The organism is Propionivibrio soli (assembly GCF_025770765.1).
Lineage (GTDB): Bacteria > Pseudomonadota > Gammaproteobacteria > Burkholderiales > Rhodocyclaceae > Propionivibrio > Propionivibrio soli.
This window is the reverse complement of sequence record NZ_JANZKY010000001.1, coordinates 114,655-135,950: the sequence shown is the minus strand read 5'-3', so window position 1 is coordinate 135,950 and position 21,296 is coordinate 114,655. Positions and strand designations below refer to the sequence as shown.

Genomic DNA, 21,296 nt, shown 5'->3' with positions numbered 1-21,296 from the left:
CGGGTTTGCAACTCGTCGCTGTCAAACCGCGAGGTGAGTCTCAGTAGGGGCCGTTCGCGAGCGGCGGGCGCGGCCTTCGCCGTCGGTCCAGCCACCAGGCATAGGCAGGCAGAAGCAGCGCCGATCCTGGAACGAGCAGCAGGAGCAGGCTGGGCGACAGGCGTGAAAGAACTCTCAATTGAACGAGAAGTTCTCGTCTCTCCTCAGCCGTCCAACGCCCGCCATTGCGTCGTTTCATCAGCAGCGGCATCAGCCCCCGCACGCGCACGATGTCGGAGACGACTTCGCGTACATGGCGTTTTTGCGAAGCAACGAGTTGCGAGACGACGCTTTCGTCGTCCTGACCGGGCGCGCCTTGTCCGGAAGCGGTCACAAACGCGCTCGCAGACCAAGCTCCATGCGTTTGCGCTCGATCAGGCGCCAAATCTGCCACAACGAAACGGCGCGCTTTGCCCAACGCCAGAGCCGGCCTTTTTTAAGGCTACCGACGCCGATTACCATTGCCGCCGTTATCACCGGATGTTGCTTGATCTTGTCGACAACCGAACGGACTACCGCCAAGCCGGCGTCCGCTTTATGCAAGGCATCTCCGACCGGTTCGAAATCGCGGCTGATTGCCGTGCGCTGTGCGGCGATGCGCTCAATTAGCTGTCCGCGCCGGACATGGAGCTCACCGAGTCGGCGGTTCATGGCCCAGCGCCGCCTTCAATTGCCGCAGGTCTTCTTCAAGTTCCGCCAAGCTGGCAGCGAAGATCCGGTCCTGACGTTGCGCTGCCTCCCGGAACCGGCCGACGAGAACGCCCGCAAGTACCAAGAATAGGGCCGCGAAGCCGCCGATCACGACAGCTCGGCTTTCCCAAAGCAGCGTGGTCAGCCAGGCAACGCCGAGAACGATACCGATTCCCAGGCAGAACATCATCGCTTGCCCGATGATCACCAGCCTCACGACGCGCAGCTTCTCTTCCTCGATCTCGTTACCAAGGAGTTCGAGCCGCGTTTTTCCTCCAGCCAGCAGCGTCGTCGCAATATTTTTAAGAGCGGAGAGCAGGCTGCCGCTCTCTCCGCCGTGTGCCTCCCCCACGACCCAGCCGCCCTAGCGACGGCCGATGATGATGCCGATCAGTAGTCCGACGCCGGCGGCGATGCCCACGGCGCGCCACGGGTTGTCATTGACGTAGTCGTCGGTTGCCCGGGCGGCAGCCTTCGTTCTGTCGACCAAGACAGCTTCCGCGTCGGCAATACGCAGTTTGGCGTCGCGCAGACGCTCGCCAATCCGTTCGCGCAGGTCGCCGATCTTTTCGCCGGCCACGCCGGCCGTCGCTCGCAGGATTTCTTCCGCATCGGCGACGACGACCTTCATGTCGGAAACGAGTTTTTGTTTGCTGTTATTCGAAACGTCGGCAAATTCAGCCATAGCGCACCTCATCACGAAAAAGGGATGGTTTTCGGAGCATGAAACCGCAGGGGCCGCTCCCGGAGCCTCTGTTCTCAGAGTATCCAATTTGCCCCCGCATATCAACGTAAAACTCAGGTCGCATAGGCCGATTCGGAGCCGAGCCGTTTTGCCTGGGAGGCCGTTTCCGCGTAGCTCGCGTATTCTTGCGAACAATTTATCCCGGGTGAGTCGAGAACGCCCGATGGCTGCCTGGGTCGAACGATTGAAAACGCATTTCCCCATCGGTGGCGAGGAAAAGATAGCTCGGAACGTGAAAACGCGGCACGCAGGAGTACGCTGTGGTCACCAATTCGCGTTGCAGGAGGGATAGACGATGAGCTGGGATCCGGTTCAGTACCTCAAATTCTCCAACCAGCGCTTGCGTCCCGCTCTCGACCTGCTGGCTCGTTTGCCGTTGCGTACGCCGGAGACCGTCGTCGATCTCGGTTGTGGAGCCGGAAACGTCGTCCGTGTCCTTAGCGAGCGCTGGCCCGATGCGCACGTCACGGGGGTGGACAGCTCCGCCGAAATGCTTGAGAAAGCTCAAGCCGTCCTGCCGAGCGTCGAGTGGCAATTGTCGGAGATTGCGTCCTGGCAGCCATCCGCTCCCGTCGACCTCATTTTTTCCAATGCCGCGTTGCACTGGCTTCCTCACCACGACAAACTGCTCGCCCGTCTCGTCGGTTTCCTTAAGCCGGGTGGATTACTCGCCGTACAGATGCCGCACAACTTCGCGGCGCCTTCACATACCTCGATCGACGATGCACTAGCCGGATTGCCGATGTCCGCCGCTTGGCGTACCCGGATCATGGCGGCGAAGCTCAACCATCCTGTCGCGGACCCGGCTCAGTATTACGCTTGGCTCAAACCTAAGGTCGCTGAGGTCGACATCTGGGAAACCATTTACCTGCACGTGCTTGAAGGAGAAAACGCGGTTGCCGAATGGTTCAAGGCGACCGCGTTGATCCCGGTCATGGACGTCCTGAGCGAACTGGAGGAAGAGAACGAGGCGCAGACCGGCCATGTGGGCGGGCTGCGCGAGCGCTTCTGGGCCGACTATTGTGCCCGCACCAACACCGCTTATCCGCGGCGGCACGATGGCACAACGCTCTTTCCGATGCGACGGCTCTTCATCGTGGCTCGTGTTGCAGGGGCCACCGGCAAGCCCGGGCAATGAGCCGTCCGCCACTCCGAGCCGGGGCGGCGGCCATTCTCATGCGTCCCCTTACGCGCTCGGGCTCTCGATCGAATAGTCGTAATCGATGGTCAGCGGCGCGTGGTCCGAGAAACGCTCGGCTTTGTATACGGCGGCTGCCGTCGCCGCTGCGGCAAGGCCCGGCGTCGCCATGTGATAGTCGATACGCCACCCGACGTTTTTCGCCCAGGCCTGCCCGCGGTTGGACCACCACGTGTAAGAACCTTCGGTCGTTTCCGGGTGCAAGCGCCGGTAGACGTCGCACCAGCCGGCTTCGTCGATCACCTTGGTGACCCAGGCGCGTTCTTCGGGCAGAAAGCCCGAGTTCTTGCGATTACCTTTCCAGTTCTTGAGATCGATCTCTTGATGCGCAATGTTCCAGTCGCCGCAAACCAGGACGTCGCGACCACATTTGGCGAGTTCAACGAGTTGCGGATAGAAAATCTCCATGAAGCGAAACTTCGCTTCTTGACGTTCCGGGGAACTCGATCCCGAAGGCAGGTAAAGCGAGACGACTGACAGATTGCCGAAGTCGGCGCGAAGGTAGCGGCCTTCGGCGTCGAACTCGGCGTTGCCTGTGCCTTCGATGACCGCATCCGGTTTTCGGCGACACCATAGGCCGACACCGCTGTAGCCTCGCTTTTCTGCCACGTGGTAAAACGCGTGCATTCCGTCAGGGTTTTTCATGTCCTGCGCGAGGTCGGCGTGTTGGGCTTTCAACTCCTGGAGGCAGATGACATCCGCGTTCTGGGCGGCTGCCCACGGGAGCACCCCCTTCGTCCATGCCGAGCGAATGCCGTTGAGGTTTAGGGTAATGATGCGTAACATGTGGATTCCATGCCGATATCGGCGTCAATAACGACTAAAACGGGAGCCATGGACTTTCGTCAGGAATTCATCGAATTCGCCCTTGCTCAGAACGTTCTGCGCTTCGGGGAGTTCAAAACCAAGGCCGGGCGGCTTTCGCCTTACTTTTTCAATGCCGGCCTGTTCAATGACGGCGCCGCGCTGGACCGCCTCTCGCAATTCTACGCCAAGGCCATTTTGGCCAGCGGCGTCGCGGTCGACATGCTCTTCGGGCCGGCCTACAAGGGTATTCCCCTGGTTGCCGTCAGCGCCCTTGCGCTGGCTCGTGCCGGCTCCAGTTTTCCTTTCGCATTCAACCGCAAGGAGACGAAGGACCACGGCGAGGGCGGCGACATCATCGGTGCTCCGCTCGCAGGGCGTGTGCTGATCATTGACGACGTGATCTCCGCCGGCACTTCGGTGCGCGAGTCGGTTGAATTGATCCGCAAAGGCGGGGCGACGCCATGCGGTGTTGTCATCGCTCTCGACCGCATGGAACGAGGCACCGGGCATCTGTCAGCGGTCCAGGAGGTTGAACGGGATTACGGAATACCGGTTGTCTCCGTGGCCACCTTGGACGACCTGATGAGTTTCCTTCGACAACGCCCGGACTTTGCTCAATATGAAGCAGCGGTTGCACGGTACCGTGAGGAGTACGGGGTTGGTCCGCGTGCCTAACGGCCGCTCTTGCCGACTTGCCGCCGCGTTTTGCGGACTGGCTGGCTTAAGCTTGCTGCCCTTGGGCGCATTTGCGGCGGGTACGCTCTACTGCTGCCACGATGCCAGCGGCAAGCAGGTGTGCGGCGATATTCTCCCTCAGGCGTGTTATGGGCGTGCTTATCGCGAAATCGGCGAGTCAGGCCGTACGCTGCGCAACGTGGAGGCTCCTCTCACAGCTGAGCAGCGTGTTCAACGCGCCGCTGAGGAGGAAAAGCGCAAACAGGAGGAAGCGGCGCGGCGCGAGCAACAGCGCAAGGACCAGGCGTTGCTCAATACCTATGGCAGCGAACGTGACATCGAGGCGATGCGCAAACGTGCCGAAGAGGATGTGCTGAAGTCGATCAAGTCCGCGGAAACGAAGGTCGCCGAGACGCGCACGTTGCGCAAGAAGTACGAGAACGAAGCCGAGTTCTACAAGAAAAAGAAGCTGCCGGTCGAAATCCAGAAGGGGCTTGCCGACGCTGACGTCGAGATCAAGGCGCAGGAAACGCTGATCGCGGCCAAACAGAAAGAACTCGAAACCGTGCGTCAGAAGTACGACGAGGATTTGCGCCGTTACTTGGAACTAACGAAGACGTCGCCCGCCCGATAGCCGGAGGCGGATGCGCGGGGCCGGCATTCGAACCGGCCCGAAGCCGCAAGGCCGCCAGTTCCCTAGCCCAGCTTTTTTCGCAGCAGTTCGTTGACCTGCTGCGGATTGGCTTTGCCCTTGGCGGCTTTCATCGCCTGGCCGACCAGCGCATTGAATGCCTTTTCCTTACCCGAACGAAACTCCGCAACCATCGCCGCGTTGGCAGCCAGCACGCCATCGATGAGCGCCTCAATGGCGCCGCTGTCGGTGATTTGTTTCAACCCTTGTTTCTCAATAACCTCGTCGGCGGTCCGCCCTTCTCCGTTCCACAGTGCCTCGAAAACCTTCTTGGCGATGTTGTTCGAGATCGTGCCGTCAGCGATACGTGCGATCAGCCCACCGAGTTGAATAGGCGACACCGGTGACTGGCTGATATCGAGACCATCCTTGTTGAGGCGTGCAGCGAGTTCGACCATTACCCAGTTGGCACAGGCTTTCGCGTTCGTCTTGCCTCCGTCTTCAAGCGCCGCCTCGAAGTAACCGGCCAATTCGAGCGACGCCGTCAGCGTCGCCGCGTCGTAAGCCGACAATTTGAATTCATCGACGAAGCGCTGACGCTTGGCGGCAGGCAGCTCGGGCATGGCAGCGCGCGCGCGGTCCACCCAGTCCCGATCGATGATGAGAGGGAGGAGGTCGGGGTCCGGGAAGTAGCGGTAGTCGTGGGCGTCTTCCTTCGAGCGCATCGCCCGCGTTTCGCCGGTATCCGGGTCGAACAGAACCGTCGCCTGCTGGATCGCGCGGCCGTCCTCGATCTCGGCAATCTGCCATTGCACTTCGTAATCGATCGCCTGCTGCAGGAAGCGGAAGGAGTTCAGGTTCTTGATTTCGCGCCGCGTTCCGAATTCTTCTTGCCCCACCGGACGTACTGAAACGTTGGCGTCGCAACGGAACGAGCCCTCCTGCATGTTGCCGTCGCAGATACCGATCCAGCGGACCAGCGCGTGCAGGGCACGGGCATAGGCAACGGCCTCGGCTGACGATCGCATGTCGGGTTCGGTGACGATTTCGAGCAGCGGCGTCCCGGCCCGGTTGAGGTCGATGCCCGTCTTGCCGTGGAAGTCCTCATGCAACGATTTACCGGCGTCCTCTTCGAGGTGCGCGCGCGTCAGATGAACCGTTTTTTCCTCAGCCTCGTCGCCTTGCACTACTTGGATCGCGACCTCGCCGCCGACGACCACCGGCAATTCATATTGGCTGATCTGGTAGCCTTTCGGCAGATCGGGGTAGAAGTAATTCTTCCGCGCGAAAACCGATTTCGGCGCGATCTGTCCGCCGACCGCGAGGCCGAAGCGGATTGCACAATCGACGGCCCCTTTGTTGAGAACGGGCAGGACGCCGGGAAGGGCGACGTCGACAGCGTTCGCTTGTGCGTTCGGGTCGGCGCCAAAGGCCGTCGAACTGCCGGAGAATATTTTCGATTGGGTCGAGAGCTGAACGTGAGTCTCGATTCCTATGACGACTTCCCAGTGTTTCATTGCGTGTTACTCGCTTGTCAAGCGCAACGGCCGCTGCGCGTGTCGACCAGGATTGGCCAGAGATAACTGAATGCGTCGCCGCTGCATTGCGTCTGGCAGCTATTGAAGGCAACGGTGACGCCCTTCTCCTGCTCCCACATGCGCACGGTGCACGTACCGCTCTTGTCGGTCAGCACGACGTTGGGCATTTTCGCTGTTTGCTCGAAATCCTTCAGGTCGAAGCGGCAGAGCCCCTGTTTCGGGATGCTGACTTCGGCGACGAAACGCTTCACCTCGGCTTTCGTCACCTGAAGATCCATGCTCCCATGTCCGCCACCCACATCCTTGAAACCGCAGCGAGTCCGTACATCGAGCGCCTTGTCAGGCATCGGCTTCAAGTTGCGGCCGACCAAGTACTTCAAGGGCTGCGATTTGATGGCCTCTTTCTTAGGCTTGGCGGCGCTGACTTCTGGAGGAGTCTCCTTCACGGGTTCGGGCGGGGCCGGTGGCTGTTCGGGTGTTGCGCACGCTACCAACAGCACGGCTCCTGCGACAGCAACCGCCCGTTTCGCCGGGGCTGCTAGGCGAACGCGGGCGGGCATTGCGTATGCCAGTCGGTAACCTGCTGATAACGATGAGCGACGTCAAGCAGGCGAGCTTCATCGAAATAATTGCCGATCAATTGCAGTCCGGTCGGCAAGCGGGTCTGCCCATCAGTAGAGAAGCCGCACGGGACCGATATTCCCGGCAGTCCCGCGAGGTTGACCGCGATCGTGTAGATGTCCGAAAGGTACATCTGAACCGGGTCCGCGGCTTTCTCTCCGAGCTTGAAGGCTGTCGTCGGGCTAGTGGGGCCCAGGATGACGTCGCACTGCCTGAAGGCGGCGACGAAATCATTCGCGACCAAGCGTCGGATACGCTGTGCCTGCAGGTAATAGGCATCGTAATAACCGTGCGAGAGGACGTAGGTCCCGATCAGAATGCGCCGCTTGACCTCGGCCCCAAACCCTTGCGCACGCGTCTTGCAGTACATGTCGTTCAGGTCGGCGTACTCGGGGGCTCGGTAGCCGTAGCGCACACCGTCGAAGCGCGACAGGTTGGAGCTCGCTTCTGCCGGAGCGATGACGTAATAAGCCGGGACCGAAAGCTTCATGTTGGGCAGACTCACTTCGACCGTCTCTGCACCCAGTTTCCGGTATTCCGCAATAGCGTCCTCGATGAGTCGCATGACTTCCGGCGAGCAGCCTTCGCCGAAGAATTCACGGGGCAGTCCGATGCGGAGTCCGGCGAGTGGGCGCCCGCCTTTGTCAGTAGCAAGGGCGCAGCTGTAGTCCTCGTTCGGACGGTTTAGACTTGTCGAATCACGTTCGTCAAAACCGGCCATCGTATTCAGGAGCAATGCGCAGTCTTCGGCGGATTGGGCCATCGGCCCGCCCTGATCGAGTGACGAAGCAAAGGCGATCATGCCGTAACGCGACACCACGCCGTAGGTCGGCTTGATGCCGGTCAGGCCGCACATCGCCGCCGGCTGGCGAATCGAGCCGCCGGTGTCCGTACCTGTGGCCGCTGGAGTGAGTCGCGCGGCGACGGCGGCGGCTGAACCGCCCGATGAACCACCGGGAACGCGTTGCGTATCCCACGGGTTCTTCACTGTGCCGAAATACGAGGTTTCGTTCGACGAGCCCATCGCGAACTCGTCCATGTTCGTCTTGCCGAGGATCACGGCGCCAGCGGCATTGAAATGCTCGATCACCGTAGCGTCGTACGGGCTGACGAAATTGTCGAGCATTCGCGAGCCGCAGGTCGTCCGCCAACCTTTGGCGCAGAAAATGTCTTTTTGTGCGATGGGGATGCCGGTCAGGGCTTGCGCACGGCCCGCGGCACGTAACGCATCGGCGGCCTTTGCCTGCTCGAGGCTCCGTTCGGCGTCAACGGACACGAAGGCATTCAGCGCGTCGTTGTGGCGGGCGATGCGATCAAGGTAAAGCTGAGTCAGTTCGAGGCTGGAGATTTCCTTTTCTGCCAGGGCCTTTGCCAAGTCGGATACGCTGCGCCGGATCATTCGATCACCTTCGGAACGAGGTATAGGCCGGCTTCTGTTTCAGGGGAGACGGATTGCAGCGCCTCACGACGATTCTCTTCGGTCACCTTGTCTTCGCGCAGGCGCTGAGCAATGTCCTGCGCGTGAGCCATTGGTTCGACGCCGCGCGTGTCGACGGCCTGCATTTCTTCGATGAGGGTGAATATCCCGTTGAGATGTCCCAGCGTCGTTTCCGCCTCGGCATCGCTGATTTCGATTCGGGCAAGATGAGCGATGCGCCGGACTTGTTCCAGGCTCAGCGACATGGTTTTGAAATCGGTAAAGTGTTAAAACACAGAGCCATATAAGGTATCATAAATGCTTTATACGCCGCACCCCCCGAGGGTTTTAACCGGATACTGAAGGCATGTTGAGTTTTCTCCGAAGCTATTTTTCCAACGATCTGGCGATCGATCTGGGGACCGCCAATACGCTGATCTACGTGCGTGGCAAGGGCATCGTCCTTGACGAACCGTCGGTCGTTGCCATCCGCATGCAGGGCGGCCCGAATGCTAAGAAGACGATCCAGGCCGTCGGCCAGAGCGCGAAGGACATGCTCGGCAAAGCCCCTGGCGCCATTACCGTCATTCGGCCGATGAAGGACGGTGTGATCGCCGACTTTACCGTCACTGAGCAGATGCTCAAGCAGTTCATCCGCAAGGTGCATGATTCCCGTCTCCTCTCTCCGAGCCCGCGCATCATCATCTGCGTACCGTCAGGGTCGACGCAGGTCGAGCGCCGTGCCATTCGCGAGTCGGCGATCGGTGCCGGAGCGAGCCAGGTGTTCCTGATCGAAGAGCCGATGGCTGCCGCAATTGGGGCCGGCTTGCCGGTCTCCGAGCCGACCGGCTCGATGGTCGTCGATATCGGCGGCGGTACGACCGAGGTGGGCGTGATTTCCCTCGGCGGCATGGTGTATTCCGGGTCGGTCCGCGTCGGCGGCGACAAGCTTGACGAGGCGATCATCAACTACATCAGCCGTAACTACGGCATGCTGATCGGCGAGAATACGGCCGAGTTCATCAAGAAGAGCATCGGTTCGGCATTCCCCGGTGCCGAAGTGCGTGAGATGGAAGTCTCTGGCATCAACAAGGCGGAGGGTATCCCGCGCAAGTTCACGATTTCCTCGAACGAGATCCTCGAAGCCCTGACCGAGCCGCTCAACAGCATCGTTTCGGCGGTCAAGTCCGCACTGGAGAAAACGCCGCCCGAACTCGGCGCTGATATTGCCGACAAGGGCATGGTGCTTACTGGTGGTGGCGCTCTGCTGCGCGATCTCGATCGGTTGCTAATGGAAGAGACGGGCTTGCCGGTGATCGTGGCCGAGGAACCGCTGACCTGCGTCGCCCGGGGTTGCGGCATGGCGCTGGAGCGGATGGACAAGCTCGGCAGCATCTTCGCATCGGATTGATCGTCATCCGGTACGCCGCGGTGGAGCAAGCCGGGTGGACCGCTGGCGGATTCATTCTGCCGTTCCTATTGCCGAATGCCCGAAGGTGCGCGTAACGTTGCACCCGGCGCCTTTGCCCGTCAGGTTTTCCGTATAGCCAATTGAACGCCATGGACCATCAGCCGCCACCGTTTTTCAAGCGCGGCCCGGCGCCGTTGGCGCGCCTGTCGTTCTACGCGGCGTTGTCGTTGGCGCTGGTGTTTGTCGATTCGCGATTTCGCACACTGGAACTCGCCCGTCAGGCGATCTCGGTGTTTACGCATCCCATACAGCAAATGGCGCATGCGCCGATCGATTCGTTGCGCAATGCCGGCGATTTCTTTTCCAGTGTCGCTCGTTTCGAGGAGGAAGCCGTCCGTCTGCGGCGCGAGCAGCTTGAACGGGCGGGAACGCTCCTTCGTGCCGAACAGCTCGAGGCGGAGAATGAGCGTTTGCGCAAGTTGCTCGAAGTGAAGGGGCGGCAGCAGGTGAGTGGTCATGTGGCTCAGATCCTGTACGCAGCGCGTGATCCGTTCTCGCGGCGTGTGGTGGTCGATAAGGGCTTGCAGGATAAGATCGTGGCCGGGCAGCCGGTAGTGGACGCCGCCGGGGTCGTCGGACAGGTGACCCGCGTGTTTCCCTTCGTCTCTGAAATTACTTTGATTACCGATAAGGAACAGGCCGTTCCCGTCCAGATTGTCCGTAATGGTCTGCGCTCGGTGGTTTTCGGCCTGGGCAACGGGCAACTCGAGTTGCGTTTCATGCCGGCCAACGCCGATGTACAGAACGGCGACCTGCTTGTAACGTCGGGGCTTGACGGGATCTTTCAGCCCGGTTTGCCGGTGGCCAAAGTCGTGCATATCGAGCGTGATACGTCGTACTCCTTCGCTCGGATCAATTGCGAGCCGGTGGCTGGCGTCGAGAACTACGGCGAAGTGCTTGTCCTCGACCCGCGCGAAGTCGCCGCGTTGCCCCCTGAATTGAACAAGGAGGCTAACAGCGGACCGAAGCCGGCGGCAAAGCCCGCGCCGGCGAAGAAACGGGCATTGAAGAAGGATTAGCGCCATGCAACCGACATTTTCGTCTTCGCGCATCCTGCAGCCGGTGAGGCCCTGGTTCATCGTGGCGAGCCTGTTGGTTGCGCTCGTGTTGAACTTCCTGCCCACGGACGCCTGGTTCTGGATGCCCGACTGGGTCGCCTTGGTGCTCATTTTCTGGAGCATCCGCGAGCCCAGACATGTGGGCATGGGATGGGGATTCGTCCTTGGGGTGGCGATGGATGTCGCCGATGCGAGCCTGATGGGTCAGCACGCGCTGGCGTACGTGCTGGCCACCTATGCCGCGGCCGCCTTGTCGCGGCGCATTCTCTGGTTCCCGTTGGGGCAGCAGGCGCTGCATGTGTTGCCGTTGCTGCTGATTGTGCAGTGCGTGCAGTTTGCCGTCCGCGCCATGCCCGGGATTGAACTACCGGGATGGGGATACTTCATCGGCCCGTTCGTTGGTACTCTATTGTGGTGGCCGCTCACTTTCATTCTGCTGCTGCCGCAGTTTCAACCGGTCGATCATGACGCGAACCGGCCCATCTGAGAGACCGCACCTTGTACAACCGGCATTCGCCATTCGCGTCTCAGGATAGCGAACTCGACCGTTTCCGCTTCCGTATCGTTATTGCGGCGGCTGTGGTCGTCCTGGCGTTTTCAGTTCTCATCGGCCGGTTCGTTTATTTGCAGGTATTCCAGCATGAGTACTACACGACGCGTGCCGAGGATAATCGCATTTCGCTGGTGCCGATCCCGCCGAACCGAGGCGTTATCGTCGACCGCAACGGTACCGTGCTCGCTCGCAACTACACGGCGTTTACCCTTGAGATCACGCCGTCCACCGTCGACGATCTAGACGACACGATCGAGCGCTTGGGCAAGGTCGTAGAGATCGAACACAAGGATAAACGGCGCTTCAAGAAACTCCTGGATGAAAGCAAATCCTTCGAGAGTCTGCCGATCCGAACGCGCTTGAGCGACGAAGAGGTCGCGCGCTTCGCTGCCAACCGGTACCTTTTTCCGGGCGTCGAAGTGAAGGCGCGGTTGTTTCGACAGTATCCGCTGGGCCCGATCGCCTCGCATGTGATTGGCTACATCAACCGTATCAACAAGACGGACCTTGCTGCGATTGAAGAGAAGGGGCAGGAATCGAACTATCGCGGTACGGATCACATCGGGAAGACGGGGCTTGAGCAGAAGTACGAATTCCAATTGCATGGTGAGACCGGATACGAGGAAGTCGAGACCGACGCCGGCGGCCGTGCTGTGCGCAGCCTCAAGCGCATTCCTCCGGTGTCGGGCAACAACCTCACTCTGACGCTCGACGTCCGCCTCCAGCAGATGACCGAGAAGGCTTTCGGCGACCGGCGCGGAGCCTTGGTTGCCATCGAACCGTCGACGGGAGGCATTCTGGCGCTTGTTTCGACGCCGACCTTCGATCCCAATCTCTTTATCGACGGCATCCGTTCGGAAGACTGGGACCTGCTCAACAACTCACCCGACAAGCCGATGGTCAATCGCGCGCTGAACGGCGCCTACCCGCCGGGTTCGACGTTCAAGCCGTTCATGGCGCTCGCCGCGCTGGAGTTAGGCAAGCGGACGCCTTCGCAGGCGATTGCCGATCCGGGTTTCTTTACGTTCGGCGGCCATACGTTCCGCGACGACAAAAAGGGTGGCCACGGCATGGTCGACATGTACAAGTCGATCGTGCAATCGTGCGACACCTACTACTACATGCTGGCGAACGATCTCGGGATCGACAACATCGCGCGCTTCATGGGGCCGCTCGGGCTGGGGAGCAAAACCGGCGTGGATATTGAAGGCGAATCCGAAGGGGTTCTCCCGTCTCCAGAGTGGAAGAAGCGCCGGTTCCGCAAGCCGGAACAACAGAAGTGGTTCGCCGGCGAGACCATTTCAATCGGCATCGGCCAAGGCTATAACGCGTACACGCCGATCCAGCTCGCGCAGGCCGTGGCGGCGCTTGCCAACAACGGTGTGCTTTACCGCCCGCACCTGGTGAAGTACGTCACCGACAGCAAGACCGGCGAAAAGACGATGATCGAGCCGGAGCCTTTGCGCCGGCTTCCATGGAAACAACAGAATATCGATACCATCAAAAAGGCCATGGTCGGGGTCAATAAGGAGGGAACAGGGGCGCGTGCTTTCGCCGGGGCGTCGTACGAGTCGGCCGGTAAAACAGGGACGGCACAGGTCTTCAGCTTGAAGGGTAGCGATTACCGGGCTGGCAAGCTTAAACAGGAACTGCGCGACCATGCGCTCTTCATTGCCTTCGCGCCCGCCGACCAACCGAAGATTGCGTTGGCCGTCCTGGTCGAGAACGGTGGATTCGGCGCGCAAAGCGCTGCACCGATCGCCCGCATGGTGATGGACTACTATCTTCTCGGCAAGACGCCGGATGGGCCGGCGAAGGAAGACGAATCCGCAACGGAGGAAGAATAGTGTTCGATCATCTATTGCACCGTTTGCGGGAACGGCTCGTTGAACATCTGGACACACCGTTGCTGCTGATCACCTTAATGATCATGGCCACCGGGCTGGCCACGATTTACAGCGCTACCTACGACGCAAACAACCGGGCGTTCGCTCAGGCGCTGAACATGGCCGTGGGCTTCGTCGCCATGTGGGCCGTCGCGCAGCTCCCGCCGCAGAAGCTGATGCGTTTTGCCGTGCCCTTGTATGTGATCGGTGTGGTGCTGCTCGTCCTCGTGTTCATCGCCGGTGTGAAGGTCAACGGCGCCCGCCGCTGGCTGTCGCTCGGTTTCACCCGCATACAACCCTCGGAAATCCTGAAGATCGCCATGCCGCTGATGCTGGCTTGGTACTTCCACAAATACGAGGCGGTGTTGAGATTCCGCCATTACCTGATCGCCGGCGTGCTATTGCTCGTCCCGTTCGGACTGATCGCCAAGCAGCCGGATCTCGGGACGGCGATCCTTGTCGGCGCCGCCGGTTTCTACGTGATCTTCTTCGCCGGGCTGCCTTGGAAGGTGCTTCTCGGAATGATCGTCGGCGTCGGAGCTGCCGCCCCGTTCGTGTGGACGATCCTGCACGACTACCAGCGCAAACGCATCCTGACGCTGATCGATCCGACCACCGATCCATTGGGCGCCGGCTACCACATCATCCAGTCCACAATCGCAATCGGTTCCGGCGGGCCCTTCGGAAAGGGCTGGCTGCAAGGTACGCAGACTCACCTCGAGTTCATTCCAGAGCGACATACGGACTTCATCTTCGCCGTGTTTTCGGAAGAGCGCGGCTTGATCGGCACGAGCATTCTCGTCGTTCTCTACCTGCTGTTGATCGCCCGCGGCTTGATGATTACGGCCAACGCCTCGACGCTGTTTGCCCGTGTGCTTGCCGGGTCGGTGACGCTCAGTTTCTTTACTTACGCCTTCGTCAACATGGGCATGGTCAGCGGCATCCTGCCCGTGGTCGGCGTCCCGCTGCCTTTCATGAGTTACGGCGGAACTGCGCTGGTAACGCTCTTCCTCGGACTTGGTGTCCTCATGAGCATCCAGTCGCATCGGATGCTGGTGAAAAAGTAGGGGAACGAGGACGGTATGTTGAATCGCGGCGCAAACCTTCGAACTCCGACGCTCGGCTTCCTTGCCGCGGCGATTCTGGCGGGATGCAGCGTTCAGCCGCCGCGCTCGGCCGCACCCTCCGGCCCGGCCTCCGTACCGGGAACCGGAACGGAGGCGACGGCGCCAGCCACGCCGACGGCCGGACGCAAGCCCGGCACTGTCGTTCAAAAGCGCGGCGGCGGTTACTACAAGGACGACGGCCCGGGCGACGAGATTCCCGATAACCTGGACGAGATCCCCGACGCGATTCCGCGCTGGGAACCTCTACATCGTTTTGCGAACAACCCGTACGTGGTGCTCGGAAAATCGTATGTCCCATACACCGTGCTCAAACCGATGCGGCAACGCGGCGTCGCGAGTTGGTACGGGAAAAAATTCCACGGGCAAAAGACATCGATCGGCGAACCGTACGACATGTTTGCGATGACAGCGGCACACCCGACGCTGGCAATCCCTTCGTATGTCCGCGTGACGAACGTGAGCAATGGCAAGTCGGTCATTCTCCGCGTGACCGACCGCGGCCCGTTCCATGCCGATCGCATTATCGACCTTTCGTATGCGGCGGCGTATCGGTTGGGGTACGTCAACAACGGCAGCACCGTGGTTGAAGTGGAGTCCATCGTGCCTGAGGGGCCGAGCGATTCCCAGACGCTCTACGCTGACGCCAAGCCGGTCGCGACTGAACCTGCAAAATCGCCTACGAAGATTGCGGCCGCCTCGGAACCCGACGAGATTGAGCTGTTGACGGCACGGCTGGCTGGCGAGGAAAACGCCAAGCCATCGCCCAACGGCGGAGCGGCCTCGAGTCCAGCGAATGCCGCGCGCGGCGTCTTCCTGCAGCTTGGCGCCTTTTCGAGTGCCGACAACGCCGAAAGCCTGCGTTCGCATCTGTCGCGAGAACTCGACTGGTTGAACGAGGGGATCGAGATCATTGCTAGCGGCGGTATGCACCGCGTCCATCTCGGGCCATATGCTTCGCGGGCGGATGCCGAGAAAGTGGCCGTGAAGATTGCCGCTGCTCTTGGTTACAAGCCGGCTTTCGTCAGGCGCTGAGCGATTCAAAAAACAAGACGTGAGAAGCCTCGGGCACCGGCGCCCGAGGCTCCTCGGTCTCTTTCAGTTCTGCAGATATTGCTGTGCGATCCAGGCTTGCCCGAGTGCCAAGCCCCCGTCGTTGGGAGGGACGCGACGCGCTTCCAGCAGATGGAAACCGTGTTCCGCGAGTCGCGAGCGCACCTGACGCGCGAGGACCTGGTTCTGCAAACTGCTACCGCCTGCCGCCACTGGGCTGCCTTCGGGCGCGACGGAGCACAGCCATTCGACGAGGCCCTCGGCGATCGTGGCGTACAGCAAAGCCGCACCGAAAGCTGCATCTTTCTGATCGGCGATCGCCGCCAAGCAGGGTGTCAGGTCGAGATTCCCGTCCTTGATGGCCCAACCCCCGGCCAGCGGCGACGTTTCTCCATGGCGCTCGGCGAGTCCCTCGAGAAGAAGACTCGCCTGGCTGCTGTAAACCGCGACCTCATTGACCCCGAGGAGAGCCGCGGCCGCTTTCGTCAGCCATCCGAGGCTCGTTCCGCGCGCACTCTTGCGCCCGTTCGCCAGATCCTGGGCAAGCGCGGGGGCATCGGAGTGTGCCCCGAAACGTCGCGCGATTTCGTCGGTTCGCCCAAGCGCGTGCAGGACGCTGGAGGCGAGGCGCCAGGACGTATGCGAATTGCGTTCATCCCCAACGACATCGAGCGGGGTGAGGTGGCCGAGGCGGTCAAAATGGGCGCCTTGCACGCGGAGCAGTTCGCCCCCCCAAATCGTGCCGTCCGTGCCGAGTTCGCCGCCGTCGAGCGCCAGTGCAAAAACCGGTTCCTTGACGTGGTGCTCGGCAAGTACCGAAGCAACGTGCGCATGATGATGTTGCACGGCGAGCGCCGGAATGCCCCGTTGTGCTGCCATCGTCTCCGCGAACCGGGTTGCGTGTGTGTCCCGGTGCAGATCATGCGCAACGACCGCGGGCGAAATCTCTAGCATCTTGAGCAGATGCGCAATCGTTGAATCGAAGAAGGCGCAAGAGGCCGGGTTGGTCAGCTCGCCGATATGTTGCGAGAGAAAGGCTTCGTGCCCGCGGACGACGCAGATCGAGTTCCGGACCGGGCCGCCGACAGCCAGAATCGAGGGACCGGAATGCGCCAGCTTCACGGCGCGTGGCGTGTAACCGCGCCCGCGGCGGATCAGTTGCAGGCCGCCCGGGCCTGAGCGGGCAATGCTGTCGTCACAACGGACCACGATCTCGCGATCATGTTCAAGAAATGCGTCCGCTAGACCGGCAAGACGTTCGCGCGCCTCTTCGTTGTCGATCGCCGGTGGTTCTTCGTCGGGATTCCCGCCGCTCATGACGAGGGCGAAGTCCTGCGCTTCATCGAGCCAGGCGATGCCGGAGGGACGTCCCGCGGCCTCGTGGAAGAGCAGGTAATGAATTGGCGAAAATGGAAGCATCACGCCCAGCCAATGCAGGTCTGGAGCTACGTCCGGCATTGCCGCGTCGCAAGCGGCGCGTTTCTTGAGCAGGATGATGGGTCGTTCCGGCAGGTTCAGCAGCCCCGGTTCGCCGACGCTGAATTGCACATAACTCGTCGCCGACGCTGTGCCGGCGAACATCACCGGGAAGGGCTTGGAAGATCCGTGCTTGCGCTTGCGGAGCAGCGCGACGGCGGCAGGGTTGCGCGCGTCGCAGGCGAGGTGGAATCCCCCGTGCCCCTTGATGGCGACGATGCGTCCGTCGAGGAGGAGCTTGTACGCGCCGGCAATGGGGTCCTCGGCGATGATTTTGCCCTTGGCGTCGACGAGTGAAAGCTGCGGCCCGCACTTCGGGCAGCAGTTGCCTTCGGCGTGTAAACGGCGGTCATCCGCCCGCGTGTATTCCGCCAGGCATTTCTTGCACATGCCGAACGGCTTGAGGCTGGTTCTTTCCCGGTCGTACGGCAGCCCGCGGCAGATGGTGTAGCGCGGGCCGCAATGCGCGCAGTTGGAAAATGCATATCTCCAACGGCGACCGGACGGATCGAAAACGTCGCTCAGGCAATCCCGGCAGATCGCCGTGTCCTGGCCAATCATCGTTGCGGCGCGGCCGCCCCGGCTGTCAAGGATGAAGAAATCATCGGCGACGGACACCGAGTCGGTCGGGCGAGAAGTAATGGCGTCGATGCGGGCGAGCGGGGGCGAATCCTCGTGCAAGCGGCGGATCAGGAGATCGATGTCGTTTGCGGGGCCGCAGGCTTCTATTTCGAGGCCCTTAGCGTCGTTTCGCACCCACCCCGTGAGTTTCAGCTCTTTTGCAATACGCCACACCAAAGGCCGGAAACCGACCCCTTGAACAACGCCGCTCAGCCGGATTCTTTGGCAGACAAAGGCGGAATCGTCGTGTATTTCCACGCGGTAGGTCCAAGAAAAGCGGAAAGGCGAGGATTCCATCAGCTTTTCTATCGAACCTCGCTGAGGATCACCCGCCTTGAACGCCGCGCATTCTATCGCATGGGGCAGGGAACGGGAATCCGAAATTGTACGGAACGCTCAACGAGCTTGGGCAGCCCGTTACCGTCGGCTCCGGCATGCGTTCCTATTGACGAAGCACACGAGTGCAAAACATACTGTCATGCGTGTTTCTGCGGGACCGTGGCCAACATGAAGAAAAAGGATGCTTTACCCAAAGGCTGGGCGACGTCGGCCGATGTGGCGGCCAGGGCCGGGGTTTCGCGATCGGCCGTTTCCCGCACATTTACCGAGGGCGCCAGCGTTTCTCCCGCAACCCGGGCGCGCGTGCTGAAGGCGGCGGAGGAACTCGGCTACCAGGTAAACCGCCTGGCCCGGAGTGTGATCCAACGTCAGAGCAGCCTCGTCGGAATCGTCGTCCCTGGCATGCAGAACGAATTTGTTGTGCAATTGCTCGGGCCTTTGGCGGAAAACCTCGCGCACCATTCGCTGGCACCGCTCCTGATCGACGCCCGCGACCCGGCGCAGATGGCGAGCAAGCTCCGTTATCTTCTGCAATACCGCGTTGCCGGCGTCATCTTCACGTCGGGCTCGCCGCCGATCGAGCTGGCGCAGGAGTATCTCCGCCTGCGCGTCCCGGTAGCGATGATCAACCGCGACGCCAATCTGGAAAGCGTCGACGTCGTGACGAGCGACAACCAGGAGGGGGGAACCCTTGCGGCCGACTGCCTGATCAAGGGCGGCGCGCGTCGCTTGGCGTACGTAAACCTCCCATCAGGCACGTATTCGGGGATTTCGCGCGGCGCAGGCTTTTCGGAGGCTGTCGCCCGATCGGGAATTGCTTCGATCTCGCTTGAACTTGTGCAGGGAACGATTCCGGACTATGCCGGCGGCGTCGACGTTGCCGCGCAGTTGCTCGATCGCCCGCCGGAGCGGCGGCCGGACGGGGTGTTCTGTGCCAACGATTTGCTCGCGTTCGGTTTCCTCGATGCGGCACGCTACGACTTCGGGTTGCGCGTGCCGGAGGACATCGCGATCGTCGGTTTCGACGATATCCCGATGGCGTCTACGCAGGGTTTTGCATTGACCACTATCCGCCAGGACGTCGAAGCACTTGCCCGTGAGGCGGTCGGCCTGCTCGTGCAACGAATGGCCGAACCGACCACGCTGGCACGAACGCGCCGTATTCCTGTGCAACTGGTCCCTCGGGCTACCAGCAAGTCCTGATGCGCTTCCGCCCGCTGCACGACCCCACGCCAAATAGAATTTAATTTTCAGTTGAAATTTCTCTTGCAATCGAGATTTCAGACGCCTAGACTGCACACGAGTGCAATACGGGTCGGGCTCCTGAGATTTGCGAGCTGCCCCAGACCTTTACCGACCAGGAGTACAACGCCATGAAGGCTCCCTGCCAGCCCTCCGATGCCGCCATGCATGATCCCCGCTATCTGCTCGCGCAAGCGATCGCGGTGCACGCGGGGGCCATGGCCCTCGAAATGTTCCGCCGGCGCGCGCAACTGGTCATTGAATCCAAAGGCCCGCAAGACATGGTCAGCGCCGCCGATCGGAACGTCGAGCAGTACGTGAAGGAACGTGTCCGCGCGATGTTTCCCGGCGACGGCTTTTTCGGCGAAGAAGGCGGGGCGGACGTCGGCGACGCGGAATACATCTGGGTTGTCGATCCGATCGACGGCACGGCCTGTTTCGTGAACGGAATGTACGCTTGGTGCATCTCCATCGCCGTCCTTTACCGCGGCCAAGTCGTCGTCGGCGTCGTGTATGACCCGAATGCGAACGAGCTCTTCCATGCCCGCCTTGGCGGGGGGGCGTTCTGCGGACCTGAACCGATGCGCGTCCATCCCGGGCCCACATTGAAGGACGGCGTTCTTGGCGTCGGCACCTCGTTCCGCGTCGGAGTGGACGATTTCATCCCATTTCTCGATGCCGTGTTGCGCGACGGCGGCATGTTCATTCGGAATGGCTCCGGGGCGCTGATGATCGCGTACGTCGCGGCAGGTCGCCTCATCGGCTACTTCGAGCCGCACATGAACGCCTGGGATGCGCTCGCTGGTTATCTGCTTGTCAGTGAGGCCGGAGGCAGGGTGAGCGACTTTCTTGCTGGCAACGGCTTGCTCCATGGCAACGTCGTGGTCGTCGGAAATCAGGCCGTCTGGGGGCAGATTGCCACCCATGCCGGCCTCGCGCTGGAAACAACTTGAACAAACTCGTAACAGGATAGGGAGAGGAACAAACGTCAATCGGGGGTTGCACCTGCGTGCATCCATTTACCGAGCATCGGACCCCGGCCGCTAGTGCTCATTGAAACTGGAGAGAGATCATGATCAGACGCCGTTTGCGTAGCCTTCTCGTTTCAGCCGCCCTTGCATTGCCTCTCATCCCCCTCTCGGGGGTGGCCGCCGAACAGCTCAATGTCCTTTGCGCCTCGGACAACGATTGGTGCGAGCTGATGCGCAACACTTTCCAGAAAGAGACCGGTATCGAGGTATCGATGGTACGTAAAAGTGCCGGCGAAATCTTCGCGCAGATTCGTGCCGAAGCGGCCAATCCCAAGACCGACATCTGGTGGGCCGGTACCGGCGACCCTCACCTGCAAGCCGCGAACGCCGGCTACACGGAGGTCTACAAATCACCGCAACTCGAGAAGCTGCATTCCTGGGCGCAGGAGCAGGCGCGTATTTCGGGCTATCGCACTGTCGGCGTGTATATGGGCCTGCTCGGCGTCGGCTACAACCCGGAGGTATTGAAGGCGAAAAAACTTGCCGTGCCGAAGTGCTGGAAAGACCTTCTCAAACCCGAGTTCGCCGGCGAAATCCAGATTTCGAACCCCAATTCGTCGGGAACGGCTTACACGGCGCTGGCCACCTTCGTGCAGATTTTCGGTGAGAACGAGGCGTTCGCCTTCATGAAGTCACTCGGCAAGAACGTCAGCCAATACACCAAGTCCGGCTCTGCGCCGGCCAAGGCGCTGGCACGTGGCGAAACAGGTATCGGCATCACCTTCCTGCACGATCTGCTCAAGGAAACGATGGCCGGAATGCCGGTTGAAGTGTTCGCTCCGTGCGAAGGCACCGGTTTCGAAATCGGCTCGATGAGCATCGTCAAGGGCGCCCGCAACCTCGAAGCCGCCAAGAAATTCTACGAGTTCGCGCTGCGCGCCGACGTTCAGTCCCTGGCGTTCAAGGCCAATGCGCTGCAATTGCCGTCCAACGCCTCGGCATCGATTCCGCCCAAGGCGCCGCGTCCCGACGAGGTGAAGCTGATCAATTATGACTTCGCCAAGTTCGGGCAAGACGATGTGCGCAAGCGCTTGCTCAAGCGCTGGGATGACGAAATCTTCGCCGCGCAAAGGATGTAATT

The 21,296-nt window shown here is 61.0% G+C and carries 22 protein-coding genes; 12 read left to right on the top strand and 10 right to left on the bottom strand.

Annotated features, from left to right (window positions below; translation table 11 throughout):
- Positions 1-40: 40 nt before the first annotated feature.
- From NZ453_RS00645 to NZ453_RS00630, 4 genes are read right to left on the bottom strand one after another with little or no spacing between them, the layout of a single operon-like run.
- Positions 41-373, bottom strand: coding sequence for a hypothetical protein (locus tag NZ453_RS00645; RefSeq protein ID WP_263768332.1), 333 nt, complete (start codon positions 371-373; stop codon positions 41-43).
- The gene (locus NZ453_RS00640) at positions 370-690 is read right to left on the bottom strand and encodes a YqjK-like family protein (RefSeq protein ID WP_263768330.1); all 321 of its coding nucleotides are present in this window, start codon (positions 688-690) and stop codon (positions 370-372) included. The genes NZ453_RS00645 and NZ453_RS00640 overlap by 4 nt, the downstream gene beginning before the upstream one ends.
- A complete protein-coding gene (locus NZ453_RS00635; RefSeq protein WP_263768328.1) occupies positions 671-1,081 on the bottom strand; it encodes a phage holin family protein in 411 nt (136 codons plus the stop codon). The genes NZ453_RS00640 and NZ453_RS00635 overlap by 20 nt, the downstream gene beginning before the upstream one ends.
- 12 nt (positions 1,082-1,093) lie before the next feature.
- The gene (locus tag NZ453_RS00630; RefSeq protein WP_263768326.1) at positions 1,094-1,414 is read right to left on the bottom strand and encodes an ElaB/YgaM/YqjD family protein; all 321 of its coding nucleotides are present in this window, start codon (positions 1,412-1,414) and stop codon (positions 1,094-1,096) included.
- Between the two features lie 355 nt (positions 1,415-1,769).
- On the opposite strand from NZ453_RS00630, the gene NZ453_RS00625 reads away from it, so the two are divergent.
- Entirely contained in the window at positions 1,770-2,612 is an 843-nt protein-coding gene (locus NZ453_RS00625) for a methyltransferase domain-containing protein (protein WP_263768325.1), read from the top strand.
- 48 nt (positions 2,613-2,660) lie between these two features.
- Here the strand turns inward: NZ453_RS00625 and NZ453_RS00620 are convergent, their stop codons facing one another.
- Positions 2,661-3,458 carry an exodeoxyribonuclease III gene (locus NZ453_RS00620; RefSeq protein ID WP_263768324.1) on the bottom strand — a complete coding sequence of 266 codons (798 nt, stop codon included), beginning with the start codon at positions 3,456-3,458 and terminating at the stop codon, positions 2,661-2,663.
- 48 nt (positions 3,459-3,506) lie between these two features.
- Between NZ453_RS00620 and pyrE the strand changes: the two genes are divergently transcribed.
- Positions 3,507-4,154: an orotate phosphoribosyltransferase gene (pyrE, locus tag NZ453_RS00615; RefSeq protein ID WP_263768323.1), complete on the top strand. Its 648-nt coding sequence runs from the start codon at positions 3,507-3,509 to the stop codon at positions 4,152-4,154.
- The gene (locus NZ453_RS00610; protein ID WP_263768321.1) at positions 4,138-4,788 is read left to right on the top strand and encodes a hypothetical protein; all 651 of its coding nucleotides are present in this window, start codon (positions 4,138-4,140) and stop codon (positions 4,786-4,788) included. The genes pyrE and NZ453_RS00610 overlap by 17 nt, the downstream gene beginning before the upstream one ends.
- Before the next feature lie 62 nt (positions 4,789-4,850).
- Here the strand turns inward: NZ453_RS00610 and gatB are convergent, their stop codons facing one another.
- From gatB to gatC, 4 genes are read right to left on the bottom strand one after another with little or no spacing between them, the layout of a single operon-like run.
- Entirely contained in the window at positions 4,851-6,302 is a 1,452-nt protein-coding gene (gatB, locus tag NZ453_RS00605; protein ID WP_263768320.1) for an Asp-tRNA(Asn)/Glu-tRNA(Gln) amidotransferase subunit GatB, read from the bottom strand.
- A 17-nt stretch (positions 6,303-6,319) separates the two neighbouring features.
- Positions 6,320-6,883 (bottom strand): hypothetical protein, encoded by a 564-nt coding sequence (locus tag NZ453_RS00600; RefSeq protein ID WP_263768319.1) that lies wholly within the window; start codon positions 6,881-6,883, stop codon positions 6,320-6,322.
- Positions 6,862-8,343: an Asp-tRNA(Asn)/Glu-tRNA(Gln) amidotransferase subunit GatA gene (gene gatA / locus NZ453_RS00595; protein ID WP_263768318.1), complete on the bottom strand. Its 1,482-nt coding sequence runs from the start codon at positions 8,341-8,343 to the stop codon at positions 6,862-6,864. Before gatA ends, NZ453_RS00600 begins: the two co-directional genes overlap by 22 nt.
- Positions 8,340-8,627: an Asp-tRNA(Asn)/Glu-tRNA(Gln) amidotransferase subunit GatC gene (gatC, locus tag NZ453_RS00590; RefSeq protein WP_263768317.1), complete on the bottom strand. Its 288-nt coding sequence runs from the start codon at positions 8,625-8,627 to the stop codon at positions 8,340-8,342. The genes gatA and gatC overlap by 4 nt, the downstream gene beginning before the upstream one ends.
- Before the next feature lie 101 nt (positions 8,628-8,728).
- Between gatC and NZ453_RS00585 the strand changes: the two genes are divergently transcribed.
- The 6 genes from NZ453_RS00585 (at position 8,729) to NZ453_RS00560 (ending at position 15,488) form a co-directional block, all read left to right on the top strand.
- Positions 8,729-9,772, top strand: a complete 1,044-nt coding sequence (locus NZ453_RS00585; RefSeq protein ID WP_263768316.1) for a rod shape-determining protein — start codon at positions 8,729-8,731, stop codon at positions 9,770-9,772.
- Positions 9,773-9,921: 149 nt separating this feature from the next.
- Positions 9,922-10,851 (top strand): rod shape-determining protein MreC, encoded by a 930-nt coding sequence (mreC, locus tag NZ453_RS00580; protein ID WP_338051134.1) that lies wholly within the window; start codon positions 9,922-9,924, stop codon positions 10,849-10,851.
- A gap of 4 nt (positions 10,852-10,855) precedes the next feature.
- Positions 10,856-11,377 (top strand): rod shape-determining protein MreD, encoded by a 522-nt coding sequence (gene mreD, locus NZ453_RS00575; RefSeq protein ID WP_263768314.1) that lies wholly within the window; start codon positions 10,856-10,858, stop codon positions 11,375-11,377.
- 11 nt (positions 11,378-11,388) lie between these two features.
- The gene (mrdA, locus tag NZ453_RS00570) at positions 11,389-13,290 is read left to right on the top strand and encodes a penicillin-binding protein 2 (RefSeq protein ID WP_263768312.1); all 1,902 of its coding nucleotides are present in this window, start codon (positions 11,389-11,391) and stop codon (positions 13,288-13,290) included.
- Positions 13,290-14,396, top strand: coding sequence for a rod shape-determining protein RodA (gene rodA / locus NZ453_RS00565; protein WP_263768311.1), 1,107 nt, complete (start codon positions 13,290-13,292; stop codon positions 14,394-14,396). The genes mrdA and rodA overlap by 1 nt, the downstream gene beginning before the upstream one ends.
- A 15-nt stretch (positions 14,397-14,411) precedes the next feature.
- Positions 14,412-15,488 carry a septal ring lytic transglycosylase RlpA family protein gene (locus NZ453_RS00560; protein WP_263768310.1) on the top strand — a complete coding sequence of 359 codons (1,077 nt, stop codon included), beginning with the start codon at positions 14,412-14,414 and terminating at the stop codon, positions 15,486-15,488.
- A 63-nt stretch (positions 15,489-15,551) separates the two neighbouring features.
- Here NZ453_RS00560 and hypF read toward each other — a convergent pair whose 3' ends face one another.
- Positions 15,552-17,900, bottom strand: a complete 2,349-nt coding sequence (hypF, locus tag NZ453_RS00555) for a carbamoyltransferase HypF (RefSeq protein ID WP_263768308.1) — start codon at positions 17,898-17,900, stop codon at positions 15,552-15,554.
- A gap of 210 nt (positions 17,901-18,110) precedes the next feature.
- On the opposite strand from hypF, the gene NZ453_RS00550 reads away from it, so the two are divergent.
- From NZ453_RS00550 to NZ453_RS00540, 3 genes are all read left to right on the top strand, one after another.
- Positions 18,111-19,145 (top strand): LacI family DNA-binding transcriptional regulator, encoded by a 1,035-nt coding sequence (locus NZ453_RS00550; RefSeq protein ID WP_263768307.1) that lies wholly within the window; start codon positions 18,111-18,113, stop codon positions 19,143-19,145.
- A gap of 170 nt (positions 19,146-19,315) precedes the next feature.
- Positions 19,316-20,137: an inositol monophosphatase family protein gene (locus tag NZ453_RS00545; RefSeq protein WP_263768306.1), complete on the top strand. Its 822-nt coding sequence runs from the start codon at positions 19,316-19,318 to the stop codon at positions 20,135-20,137.
- A 119-nt stretch (positions 20,138-20,256) separates the two neighbouring features.
- On the top strand, positions 20,257-21,294 hold the full coding sequence (locus NZ453_RS00540) for an ABC transporter substrate-binding protein (RefSeq protein WP_263768305.1): 1,038 nt from the start codon (positions 20,257-20,259) through the stop codon (positions 21,292-21,294).
- Positions 21,295-21,296 lie beyond the last annotated feature (2 nt).

Bases quoted from the DNA above. Each gene is read 5' to 3' on its own strand.
- NZ453_RS00640 (WP_263768330.1), bottom strand. From the start codon at position 690: ATGAACCGCCGACTCGGTGAGCTCCATGTCCGGCGCGGACAGCTAATT.
- NZ453_RS00630 (WP_263768326.1), bottom strand. From the start codon at position 1,414: ATGGCTGAATTTGCCGACGTTTCGAATAACAGCAAACAAAAACTCGTT.
- NZ453_RS00625 (WP_263768325.1), top strand. From the start codon at position 1,770: ATGAGCTGGGATCCGGTTCAGTACCTCAAATTCTCCAACCAGCGCTTG.
- NZ453_RS00620 (WP_263768324.1), bottom strand. From the start codon at position 3,458: ATGTTACGCATCATTACCCTAAACCTCAACGGCATTCGCTCGGCATGG.
- pyrE (WP_263768323.1), top strand. From the start codon at position 3,507: ATGGACTTTCGTCAGGAATTCATCGAATTCGCCCTTGCTCAGAACGTT.
- gatB (WP_263768320.1), bottom strand. From the start codon at position 6,302: ATGAAACACTGGGAAGTCGTCATAGGAATCGAGACTCACGTTCAGCTC.
- NZ453_RS00600 (WP_263768319.1), bottom strand. From the start codon at position 6,883: ATGCCCGCCCGCGTTCGCCTAGCAGCCCCGGCGAAACGGGCGGTTGCT.
- gatA (WP_263768318.1), bottom strand. From the start codon at position 8,343: ATGATCCGGCGCAGCGTATCCGACTTGGCAAAGGCCCTGGCAGAAAAG.
- gatC (WP_263768317.1), bottom strand. From the start codon at position 8,627: ATGTCGCTGAGCCTGGAACAAGTCCGGCGCATCGCTCATCTTGCCCGA.
- NZ453_RS00585 (WP_263768316.1), top strand. From the start codon at position 8,729: ATGTTGAGTTTTCTCCGAAGCTATTTTTCCAACGATCTGGCGATCGAT.
- mreC (WP_338051134.1), top strand. From the start codon at position 9,922: ATGGACCATCAGCCGCCACCGTTTTTCAAGCGCGGCCCGGCGCCGTTG.
- mreD (WP_263768314.1), top strand. From the start codon at position 10,856: ATGCAACCGACATTTTCGTCTTCGCGCATCCTGCAGCCGGTGAGGCCC.
- NZ453_RS00560 (WP_263768310.1), top strand. From the start codon at position 14,412: ATGTTGAATCGCGGCGCAAACCTTCGAACTCCGACGCTCGGCTTCCTT.
- hypF (WP_263768308.1), bottom strand. From the start codon at position 17,900: ATGGAATCCTCGCCTTTCCGCTTTTCTTGGACCTACCGCGTGGAAATA.
- NZ453_RS00550 (WP_263768307.1), top strand. From the start codon at position 18,111: ATGAAGAAAAAGGATGCTTTACCCAAAGGCTGGGCGACGTCGGCCGAT.
- NZ453_RS00545 (WP_263768306.1), top strand. From the start codon at position 19,316: ATGAAGGCTCCCTGCCAGCCCTCCGATGCCGCCATGCATGATCCCCGC.
- NZ453_RS00540 (WP_263768305.1), top strand. From the start codon at position 20,257: ATGATCAGACGCCGTTTGCGTAGCCTTCTCGTTTCAGCCGCCCTTGCA.